This is a genomic window from bacterium (assembly GCA_030654305.1).
GTDB lineage: Bacteria > Krumholzibacteriota > Krumholzibacteriia > LZORAL124-64-63 > LZORAL124-64-63 > PNOJ01.
Genome location: JAURXS010000491.1, coordinates 1 through 10998, shown reverse-complemented (window position 1 = coordinate 10998; position 10998 = coordinate 1). Strand labels below are relative to the sequence as shown.

The 10998-nt window shown below is 71.9% G+C and carries 10 protein-coding genes; all 10 read left to right on the top strand.

All coding sequences use genetic code 11. The features are described 5' to 3' along the window. A partial coding sequence (gene tatC, locus Q7W29_14100) for a twin-arginine translocase subunit TatC (protein ID MDO9172954.1) occupies positions 1-667 on the top strand: 667 nt, incomplete at its 5' end. Between the two features lie 73 nt (positions 668-740). After that, on the top strand, positions 741-1745 hold the full coding sequence (locus tag Q7W29_14095) for a polyprenyl synthetase family protein (protein ID MDO9172953.1): 1005 nt from the start codon (positions 741-743) through the stop codon (positions 1743-1745). Positions 1746-1769: 24 nt separating this feature from the next. Then, positions 1770-2255, top strand: a complete 486-nt coding sequence (gene rsfS, locus Q7W29_14090; GenBank protein MDO9172952.1) for a ribosome silencing factor — start codon at positions 1770-1772, stop codon at positions 2253-2255. After that, a complete protein-coding gene (argS, locus tag Q7W29_14085) occupies positions 2252-3994 on the top strand; it encodes an arginine--tRNA ligase (GenBank protein MDO9172951.1) in 1743 nt (580 codons plus the stop codon). Before rsfS ends, argS begins: the two co-directional genes overlap by 4 nt. A gap of 1 nt (position 3995) precedes the next feature. After that, positions 3996-4904 carry a PfkB family carbohydrate kinase gene (locus tag Q7W29_14080; protein MDO9172950.1) on the top strand — a complete coding sequence of 303 codons (909 nt, stop codon included), beginning with the start codon at positions 3996-3998 and terminating at the stop codon, positions 4902-4904. 162 nt (positions 4905-5066) lie between these two features. After that, positions 5067-5912 carry a hypothetical protein gene (locus tag Q7W29_14075; protein ID MDO9172949.1) on the top strand — a complete coding sequence of 282 codons (846 nt, stop codon included), beginning with the start codon at positions 5067-5069 and terminating at the stop codon, positions 5910-5912. Positions 5913-6206: 294 nt separating this feature from the next. Next, on the top strand, positions 6207-7589 hold the full coding sequence (locus tag Q7W29_14070) for an HD-GYP domain-containing protein (protein ID MDO9172948.1): 1383 nt from the start codon (positions 6207-6209) through the stop codon (positions 7587-7589). Beyond that, positions 7573-8583, top strand: coding sequence for a phosphoribosylformylglycinamidine cyclo-ligase (purM, locus tag Q7W29_14065; protein MDO9172947.1), 1011 nt, complete (start codon positions 7573-7575; stop codon positions 8581-8583). Before Q7W29_14070 ends, purM begins: the two co-directional genes overlap by 17 nt. Positions 8584-8766: 183 nt before the next feature. Further along, positions 8767-10338, top strand: a complete 1572-nt coding sequence (locus tag Q7W29_14060; GenBank protein ID MDO9172946.1) for a sigma 54-interacting transcriptional regulator — start codon at positions 8767-8769, stop codon at positions 10336-10338. 104 nt (positions 10339-10442) lie between these two features. Further along, a partial coding sequence (locus Q7W29_14055) for a hypothetical protein (protein MDO9172945.1) occupies positions 10443-10998 on the top strand: 556 nt, incomplete at its 3' end.

The following is a 10998-nucleotide window of genomic DNA, read 5'->3' as shown; positions in this document are numbered from 1 at the left end:
GGTCGGCGGCTGGTTCGTGTCGCAGCGGCTGCTGGACCTGATCGTGGCGCCGATGACGGCGGCCGGCCAGCAGGTCTACTTCAGCCAGCCGATGGAAGCCTTCATGACCAGGATGAAGGTGGCGGGCCTCGCCGGGCTCTTCGTGGTCCTGCCCTTCGTGCTGCTGCGCGTCTACCGCTTCGTCGCGCCCGGCCTGTACCCCCGGGAGCGGCGGCTGGTGACGCCGATGCTGCTCGCCTCGGTGGCGATGTTCTACGCCGGCACGGTCTTCGCCTTCTGCGTGATGATCCCGCTGGTCGTGCAGTTCATGCTGAGCTACGCCACCGAGACGATGCGGCCCCTCATCAGCGTCGGCGCCTATTTCAACTTCGTGGCCCAGACCTGCCTCGCCTTCGGACTGGCCTTCGAACTGCCGATCGTCGTGGTGCTGCTCAGCGCGGTGGGGCTGGTCAGCGCGCGGACCCTGCTGGCCGGCTGGCGGTACGCCGCGGTCATCGTCGTCGTCGTCTCGGCGGTCCTCACGCCGCCGGACGTCATGAGCCAGCTGCTGATGGCCGTGCCGGTCATGGCCCTCTACCTCCTCTCGGTCGGGACGGCGCTGCTCCTGGAGCGGAGCCGCCGGCGGGGCGGGCCGGACGGCGGGCGGTTGCCAGAGGACGCCGGATGACATAAGGTAGGGGCCCGGTCCCGCCCGGGGGCGGGCCGCCGCCCCGGGAACCGACCGCCACCGAAGGGGATGCATGTCGCTGCTCGACCAGGAAAGGGTCCAGCTCTGGGCCCTGCAGAAGATCATCGGGGACGAGCTGTCCCGCTTCGACGACGCCTACGACGGCCTCGTGCGCGGCGAGACGCCCCTGATCGAGGAAGTCTGCGCCCACGTCAAGCAGGGGCGCAGCAAGCGCTTCCGCCCCACCCTGCTGCTGCTGACCGCCAAGCACGACGCCCCGACGCCGCCCGAGGCGGTGCTCTGCGCGGCCTGCGTCGAGATGATCCACACCGCGACCCTGCTGCACGACGACTTCATCGACGAGGCGCTGACGCGCCGCGGCCTGCCCTCGGTGAACCAGGCCTGGGGCCCGGCGACGGCCCTGGTCATGGGGGACTACCTCTACAGCAAGGCGCTGGACTGCCTCAGCGGCGCCGGCCTGCACGAGGCCCTGCGCCTGCTGGCTGCGACCACGCTGAAGATGAGCCAGGCCGAGATGATGCAGATCGAGACCCGGCACGACCTCGCGCTCACCGAGGAGCGCTACCACGACATCATCCTGCGCAAGACGGCGTCCCTGATCGAGTCCGCCTGCGCGATCGGGGCGGGCTTCAACCCCGCCGCCTCGCGGCACGTCGAGGCCTACGGCGAGTTCGGTCGCATGATCGGCTTCGTGTTCCAGATCACCGACGACATCTTCGACTTCCTCGGCGACGAGCGCCGCCTGGGCAAGCCCACCGGCCAGGACTGGGAAGAGGGCCGCATCACCCTGCCCCTGATCGCCGCGCTGCGCGATGCGCCCGCCGAGCGGCGGGAGCGCCTGCTCGGCCGCGTGTCGGGTCTCCGGGGCGCGGCGCGCGCCGAGGCCTGGACCGAGGTCAAGGACTTCGTCGTGGAGCACGGCGGCACCGAATACGCCCGCGGCAAGGCCAAGGAGTACGGGGACCGGGCCAAGACCGCGATCACCGCCGTCGCCACGGGGGTCCAGCGGGACCTCCTCGTGGTGTCGGTCGATTATGTCCTGCGCCGTCTCAGCTGACGCCGCACCAGCACCGGGAAGAACATGAGCAAGACCGTCAAGCAGACCGCGCCCTTCGCGGACGGCCCCGCCTTCCGCCTGGCCGAGACCGCCGCCCACGCCGCCCTGGTCAAGAAGGGGGAGGACGTGCTGGTGTTGGACCTCGCGGGCCGCTCCGACGTGGCCGACTACTTCGTGCTCGCCACCGGCGGCGGCGACCAGCAGGTCGACGCCGTCGCGCGCGGGGTGGTCGAGGCGGCGGCGGCCGACGGCCAGAAGCTCCTGCACGCGGAGGGGCGCGACCGCAACTACTGGGTGCTGCTGGATTTCTTCGATGTCGTGGTCCACGTGCTGCAGCCGCGCGCCCGCCAGTACTACTCGCTCGAACGGCTCTGGAACGACGCGCCCCGCCTCGAGGTGGGCGTGGACTACTTCTCGCGGCCGGACGTGCGCGAGCGGCGGCCGGATCTCCAGCTGGTCCGCCTCGCGGGACGCGACGGGACGCCGCAGCAGACGGGAGACGGATCGTGACCATCCAGGACGTCATCAGGGCGGAACTGCAGCGCCGGCTCGAGGAGTACGGCTTCTTCGACGAGGACGCCGCGGTCGAGCTCGAGAAGCCGCGCGATCCGGCGCACGGGGACCTGAGCACCAACGTGGCCATGACCACCGCGAAGCGGCTCGGCCGCAAGCCGCGCGACCTGGCCGGGGAGCTGGCCGCCAAGCTGCAGTTCGACCGGGACGTCGTGGCTTCGGTGGAGATCGCCGGGCCGGGCTTCATCAACTTCCGCATCGGCCGCCCGCACCAGGTCGCCCGCCTGCTGGACCTGTGGCGCGGCGAGGGCGCGATCCAGGACATCCGCGTCGGCGGCGGCCGCCGCATCAACGTCGAGTTCATCAGCGCCAACCCGACGGGCCCCCTGAACGTGGTCTCGGCGCGGGCCGGCGCCTTCGGCAACACCCTGGTGCGGCTGCTCAACGCCATCGGCTACGACGCCCACGCGGAATACTACGTGAACGACGCGGGCCGCCAGGTCCACCTGCTCGGCCGCTCCCTGCGCGCGCGTTTCTCCGAGCTGACCGGGCGGCCGGAGGCGTTCCCCGAGGACGGCTACAAGGGGCAGTACGTGGCGAAGATGGCCGAGGAGCTGCTGGACCTCGACAGCGCGGCGATCCAGAGCCAGGCCGGCGTCTTCAACGACGAGAGCTTCCAGCGCGTCACCGCGCCCGAAGGCGACGCCCGCGCCTGGTTGGAGCTGCCGCCCGACGAATCGGCCCGGCGCTTCTCGAAGTACGCCCTGATGAAGATCCTGACCTGGCAACGCCAGACCTGCCGGCGCTTCGGGCTGCGCTTCAACACCTGGTACTTCGAGTCGGAGCTGCACGAGACGGGCCGCGTCGAGCGCGCGCTGGAGCAGCTGCGCAAGTCCGGCTCCGTCTACGAGCAGGAGGGGGCGCTCTGGTTCCGCTCCACGGACTACGGCGACGAGAAGGACCGCGTCGTGGTGCGCAGCGGGGGCGAGCCCACCTACTTCCTGGCGGACGTGGCCTACCACTTCCACAAGTTCCAGCGCGGCTTCGAGCACGCCATCGACTTCCTGGGGCCGGACCACCACGGCCACATCCCGCGCATGCAGGGGGCCATGCGGGCGCTCGGCGTCCCCGACGGCTGGCTCGAGGTGCAGATCCTCCAGCAGGTCAACTTCGTGGAGAACGGCCGCCCCATCGACATGTCCAAGCGCGAGGGGCAGTTCGTGACCATGGACGCCCTCGGCGACGACGTCGGCGCGGACGTCGCCAAGTACATCTTCCTGACCCGGCGCCCCAACTCGCACCTGGATTTCGACCTGGACCTGGCGCGCGAGCAGTCCAACGAGAACCCGGTCTACTACGTCAAGTACGCGCACGCCCGCATCTGCGCGGTGCTGCGCAAGGCCGAGGCGGCGGGCTGGCCGCTCCAGGAGCCGGTCGCCGCCGACTTGGCCGGGCTGCAGCACGACGCCGAGTGGAACCTCATGCGCGAGATCGTCCGGCTGCCCGAGGTGATCCTGGGCGCCGCGGAGAGCCGCGAGCCGCACCGGCTGACGGGGTACGCCGCCGACCTGGCCGGCTGCTTCCACCAGTTCTACCACCAGTGCGTCATCGTGGGCGAGGACCGCGACGTCACGCGCGCCCGCTTGCAGCTCTGCCTAGCCACGCGCAAGGTCCTGCGGGACGTGCTGGACCTGATCGGGGTCGAGGCGCCGGAGCAGATGGGCGACAAGGAGTGAGATGAGCATCCTGGTGGTCGGTTCCGTCGCCTACGACACGGTCGAGACGCCCCGCGAACGCCGGCAGCGCCAGCTCGGCGGCAGCGCCAGCTTCTTCTCGCTGGCCGCGGCGCGCTTCGCGCCGGTGCGCGCCGTGGGCGTCGTCGGCGACGACTTCCGCGCCGCCGACCTGGCGCTGCTGGCCGCCCGCGGCGTCGACACCGCCGGCATCGTCCGCCGCGAGGGCCCCACCTTCCACTGGTCGGGGCGCTACCACGAGGACCTGATCGAGCGCGACACCCTGGCCACCGAGTTGGGCGTGTTCCAGGACTTCGCGCCGGAGCTGCCGGCGGGCTGGCGGGAGACGCCCTACCTCTTCCTCGCCAACATCCACCCGTCGCTGCAGGCGGACGTGCTGGACCTGATGGTCGCGCCGCGCCTGGTCGTGCTGGACACCATGAACCTCTGGATCAAGACGACGCGCCGCGAGCTGCAGGAGGTCCTGGCCCGCGTCGACGTCGTGCTGCTGAACGACGGCGAGGCCCGCCTGCTGAGCGGCCGGCGCAGCCTCGCGGCGGCGGCGGCGGCGATCCGGGAGCTGGGACCCGAGCGGGTCGTGATCAAGAAGGGCGAGCACGGCGCGCTGCTCTTCGGCCGCGACTCCCTGCTGTCGGTGCCGGCGCTGCTGCTGCCCGAGGTCGTCGACCCGACCGGCGCGGGGGACTGCTTCGCCGGCGGCTTCGTGGGGCACCTGGCCGCGTCGGGCGCGACGCGGGACGACGGCGACCCCGTGTTCCGCCAGGCCATGCTCGCCGGCACGGCGGTGGCTTCCGCCTGCCCGGAGGCCTTCAGCGTGGACGGGGTGCTGGCGCTGGACGAGGCGGAGTACGCGCGGCGGCTGGCGACGCTGTCCGCCATGATGACCCCTTGAGCCGGACGCTTACCGGTACGCCCCGATCGCGCCCGACACACCTCTAGGCCTTTTTTTTTATGTCGAGTGAGATCGTGTCTTGAGCCGACCGGAGGCTTCTGTTAGGATTCCGCGGACGGATCGCCCGGCTGCGGGCTCATGGACGAGATGGAGGGTCCCACCTTGGAAGAACCCCGCAACGACGATCTCGGCTGGGTCAAGGACGCGGAGCGTTGGATCTGCCAGATCCAGGGCATCCGCCAGTGCAAGATCGACATCGACGAGCTGGGCAAGGTCGCCGGCATCCACGTCATCGCGACGGCCGACCGCGAGCCGCGCCACGTGGTGCGCGACGTCGAGAGCCTGTTGAAGGCCCGGCTGGATCTGGACGTGTACTACAAGAAGATCGGCGTCGTGCAGATCATCGAGCCCGAGGAGGCCGCACCGGCGACGCCCGCGCCCGCGCCCGCCGCGCCGACCGAGGCCGCGATCGCGCCCACACCCGTCGCCGAACCGGCAGCCCCGCCGCCGCTGCGGATCCCCGAGGTGCCGAAGCCCCACGTCGTGCCGGCGCCGGTCGCGGTACGTCCGGCCGTGCTGGTCGAAGAGGCCGCCGCGCCGCGCGTGGAATGCGCGGGCGTCGGCGTTATGATCGCCGGCGCGACCCTGACCGCCACGGTCGAGCTGGTGCGCGGCGGGGCCGCGGCCAGGGTCCAGGAGACGGGCCCGAACCACCAGGGGACCGACCAGCTGCTGGTGGGCCGCGCGACGGTGCGCGCCCTGGCCGACCTGCTGGACGAAGCGGCGACCCTGAGCCTGGCGGACCTGCGCGAGACCGAGATGGCCGGCGAACGGGTGACCCTGGTCGCGGTGGACCTGGTCGAGGGCCGCCGCAGCGAGCGGTTCTTCGGCAGCTGTTCGCAGCGCCACGGGTCGCACCAGGCGGCCGTCTACGCGGTCCTGGACGCCCTGAACCGGCGCCTGGACCTCATGAACTTCAGGGAAAGGGGGGGGAGACCCTCCGTCTGACCACGGAATCGGCCGCTTGCGGGGCCGGCGCCTTTGGAGTGAGCGGAGCGGATCGGAGTGAAAAGAGCGGAGCCGCCTCTTGTCGATTGGGCAACCCCAACGTCCGACATCTGGAGGTGACATCATGCTCGACTTCATTCTGAAGCTGTTCTATCGGTGGGAGTGGTAGTTCCTTGACCACCCCGGCGCCGGTCCCGCTATTTTTCTCAAGAACTTCCCGTCCGCAGCCGAATCTTTTATCCTGTAAGGAGTCTCCGCCCGAGGGGGCCTGACCCGAGCCAAGGATCCCGCGCCTTGAGCCATGCGCGAACCGCTGACAGCCACCGGCTGTTCCATCTCTATTACGCCGCCGTGCTCGCGGCCAGCGTCGTGCTGGTCGGCTACCTCGTCGTGGCCCGCCGGCCCGAGAGCCAGGACTGGCTCGGCTGGGGCTTCTACTTCCTGATCCTGCTGCTGGCCGACACCAAGCTGTCGGAGTCCCAGGCCCGCGACGGCGGCAAGATCCTCTCCTCGCGCACCCTGGCCCTGTCGGTGCTGGTGCTCTTCGGCCCGCTGGTCGCCGTGGCCATGGACGCGGGCACCTCGCTGGTGCGCGGCCTGCTGCTGCGCCGGTCCCCGCCCCGCAAGATGTTCTTCAACATCGCCATGCTGGCCCTCGCGGACGGGATCGCCGGTCTGATCTACCACGCGCTGCCCTTCCACGGCAGCTTCACGACGCCGCTGTTCCTGCTGCCGCTGGCCGTCGCGCTGCTGACGTACTCGCTGGTCAACAGCCTGATCGTCACGGGCATCATGAGCCTGGACACGGGCCTGCCCGCCCGCGAGATCTGGCACCGCGACATCCGCTGGGGGGCGGTGGCGGGGCTGATGGAGCTGCCGTTCACCGCCATCGTCATCCTGCTGTTCCAGCAGGCCGGCCCCTGGACGCTGATGATCTTCGTGCCGATCATCTGGGTCATCTTCTCGCTCGGCCGCGCGCACAAGCAGCAGAAGGAAGCCCACATGGCGTCGATCGCCGTGCTGGCCACCACGCTCGAGGCCGACGAGCCCTACACCCACGGCCACAGCTACCGCGTCAGCCAGTACGCGGTGACCATCGGCCGCGCCATGGGCATGTCGCCGCGCAACCTCGAGGTCCTGGAGTACGGCGGGCTGCTGCACGACATCGGCAAGATCGCCATCACCAACGACATCATCTGCAAGCCCGGCCGCCTGACCGACGAGGAGTTCGCCACCCTGGCCGAGCACCCGGCCATCGGCGCCCGCATCGTCGAGCAGATCAAGTTCCTGCCCGAGACCGTCGACCTCGTGCGCCACCACCACGAGCGCCCCGACGGCAAGGGCTACCCCGACGGCCTGAAGGGCGACGAGATCACGCTGGGCTCGAGCATCATGAACATCTGCGACGCTTTCGACGCCATGACCAGCGACCGCTCCTACCGCAAGGCCCTGCCCGTGGAGATGGCGATCGAGGAGCTGGTCAAGCACCGGGGCACCCAGTTCAACGCCGCGGTGGTCGACACCGTGCTCGCCCTGCACCGCCGCGGCGAGTTCGACATCATCCCCGATTCCGCGGTGGAGAAGGTCATCCGCCAGATCCAGCGCGTCGGCGAACCGCCGGTCCGGGCGATTCCCACCCCGACCAAGGAAGACCCCGTCCATGAAGTACAGCGATAGCGGCGTCGACATCGACGCCGCCGCGCGGGCGCTCGCCGGGGCCAAGCAGGCCATCCGCTCCACCTGGGACGAGCGCGTGCGCAGCGACATCGGCGCCTTCGGGGGCCTGTACCGCGCGGCGCCGGGCGAGCCGCTGCTGGTGGCCAGCGTCGACGGCGTCGGCACGAAGGTGAAGATCGCCTCGCAGACCGGCCGCTACGACACCGTCGGCCAGGACCTGGTCAACCACTGCGTCGACGACATCCTGGTCCAGGGCGCCGAGCCCCTGTTCTTCCTCGACTACTTCGCCACCGGCAAGCTGCGCGAGGGCGTGCTCGAGCAGGTGCTCGACGGCTTCGCCCGGGCCTGCCGCGAGAACGGCTGCGCCTTGCTGGGCGGCGAGACGGCGGAGATGCCCGGCGTCTACGGCGACGGCGACTTCGACCTGGCCGGCTGCATCGTCGGGCGCGTCCGCGAGGAGGACCTGATCGACGGCTCAGCCATCCGCGCCGGGGACCGCCTCTGGGGCCTGCCCAGCACGGGGCTGCACACCAACGGCTACTCGCTGGCCCGCCGCATCCTGTTCGAGTCGGCGGGCTACGCCCCGGACGACGCGCTGCCGGGCTGCGGCGGCACGGCGGCCGACCTGCTGCTGGCCGTCCACCGCAGCTACCTGCCGCCGGTGCGCGCGCTCTGGCGGGAACTGGGCCGCCCGGCCGTCCACGGCCTGGCCCACATCACCGGCGGCGGCTTCTACGACAACGTGCCGCGCATCGTCCCGGACGGCCTGTGCTGCCGCATCGACACCGCGGCCTGGACCGCGCCGCCCCTGTTCCGCCTCCTGCAGCGGGCGGGGGAGGTCGCGACACCGGAGATGTACCGCGTCTTCAACATGGGCATCGGGATGGTGTGCGTGCTGGCGGCCGACGCCGACCCCGCCGTCCCCGCGTCGCTCGGCGCGCTGCCCATCGGCGAGGTGGTGTCGGGCCCGCGCAAGGTGGACGTCCTGCTGTAACCTCCCGTTCCGCGTCCCACGACAGTTCCATCAGCCCAACTCGGTGCCGCGCCCTGATTCCCGGGCGCGGGCCGCCGCACCGATCCCGGCGCCGGCGGTGTCTCGGGTGCGCCCGTCGCGGACGCGCATTCGGGCGCTGTCTCAGCCGGCCCGCGTATCGCCCTGCCCGTTAACGAATTACACATGTGTGTGGACAGGCTGGAGATCGGGATCGCCGCCTGCATCACCCGGCGCCGGAGGTGGGGCATGGACGTGATGCGCAGATTCTGGGACGAGGAGTTGCGGGCCTACCCGCACGGCGGGCCGGGCAGCCGGGTCTGGGTCGTCAGGGGCGGAGAGTGCGCCGAGGCGCCGCTCACCCTGTTGTTCCAACACGGCTGGCAGGAGGACCCGGCGCGGGAGCCGCCGGCGCCGCCGCTGGGGCTGCTCTGGCGCGCGGCCGCCGAGGGGGAAGCGACGGTTCGGACCTGGCGCGCGGGTGAGCGGGCGTGGCGGCAGGAGTCGCTGCCGGTGCCGGGCGCCGGGGGGACGGCCGGCGCGCTGGCCCTGACCTGCGCCGACGAGGAACCCTGGCTGGAGGCGGTGCGCGACTGGAGCCGACGGCTGGCGGCCCGCCTCGGGCCGGTCCTGGGGAACCTCGAACCGGCGCCCGGGTGCGGCGGGCCGCTCGCCGACGCACGGCGTCAGCCGACGCTCTTCGACTGGCCGGCCGGCGGCGGGCGCACGCGCCCGGCGGCGGTCACGGGACGCGTGGCGATCGCGTTGCCGCGGCCGGCGGCGATGCCGGGGATCCCCGACGTGGTGGGCGTGTCGCGCGAGATGGCCGAGTGCTGCCGCGCCGTGCAGGCGGTGGCCGCGAGCAACGTGAACGTGCTGCTGCACGGGGAGAGCGGGACGGGCAAGGAGGTCCTGGCGCGCGCGGTGCACCGGCTGGGACCGCGCCGCGCGCGGGGCTTCGTCGGGGTCAACTGCGCGGCGCTGCCGGAATCGCTGTTCGAGAGCGAGCTGTTCGGCCACCAGGCCGGAGCCTTCACCGGCGCGGGGAAGGAGAAGAGCGGTCTGCTGGAGGCGGCCGACGGCGGCACCTTCTTCCTGGACGAGATCGGCGACATGCCGCTGGCCCTGCAGATGAAGCTCCTGCGCGTGATGCAGGAGCGCAAGCTGCGGCGGCTCGGCGAGCTGCGCAGCCGCGCGGTCGACGTGCGCTTCGTCGCCGCCAGCCACAAGGACCTCGCCGGGGAGATCGCGGCGGGGCGGTTCCGCCTGGACCTCTACTTCCGGCTGAAGGTGGTGCAGATCGCGATCCCGCCGCTGCGCCACCGCCCCGAGGACGTCACCCACCTGCTGGCCCACCTGCTGCAGCGCCGCGGCGCCGATCCGACGCGCCTGTCGGTGGCGCCCGACGCGCTGGCCGCCCTGCAGGCCTACCGCTGGCCCGGCAACGTGCGCGAGCTGGAGAACGAGGCGCAGCGCTGGCTGGCCCTGCACCCCGGCGCGGAGGTGATCGAGCTGGACCAGCTGTCGGCCGAACTGCGCCAGGCCGCCGGCCGCTCCGTCGACCCGTCCGACCTCGCGACGCTGCGGCCCATGGACGAGGCGACCGAACTGCTGGAGCGCTACCTCATCCGCAAGGCGATCTGCGCCTGCGACGGGCGCAAGTCGACGGCCGCCCGCCGGCTCGGCCTCTCGCGCCAGGGCCTCTACAAGAAGATCCGGCGCTACGGCATGGGCGACTTGTTGCACGCGGCGGGGTGAGTGGCTATGGTTCCGCCATGTCGTTTTTCCATCGCATCGCCGCGCCCTCCGCCGTCCCGGTCCCGCGTGCCGGGACGCGGCGCCGGCCGGCGCCGTCGACGCAGATGGCGCTCGCCGCCGGCGTGCTGGCCACGCTCGCGATGCCGCCCCTGCGCGGCACCGGCTGGGTCATCGTGCCGGCGCTGGCGCTGCTGTTCGGGGCGCTGCGGCGCGCGCCCTCGCCCGCCCGCGTCGGCTGGTGGTTCGGCGTGGCCCATCAGGGCACGCTGCTGCACTGGCTGTTCCTGCTGGGGCCCGACGCCACGATCAGTTCGCGCTGGCTGATCCCCGCCGCCGCGATCGCGGCGATCCTCTACGCGGCGACCTACTACCTGCTGTTCGGCTGGTCGGCCGGGCTCGTCCGCCGCCGGCTCGGCCCGACGGGACTGCTGCTGCTGGCGCCGCCGCTGTGGACGGCCATGGAAGCGCTGCGCACGGTCGGGGAACTGGGCTTCCCCTGGTGCCTGAGCGGGGCGGCCTGGCTGCAGACCCCCCTGTACCCCCTGGCCGCGACGGCCGGCGAACTGGGCTTGGGCGCGGTGACGGCGCTCACCGCCGCCGCCTTCGCCGCGCTGGTCCCGGCGGTTCTCGCGGCGGGACGGCCCGTCCGGCCGACGGGCG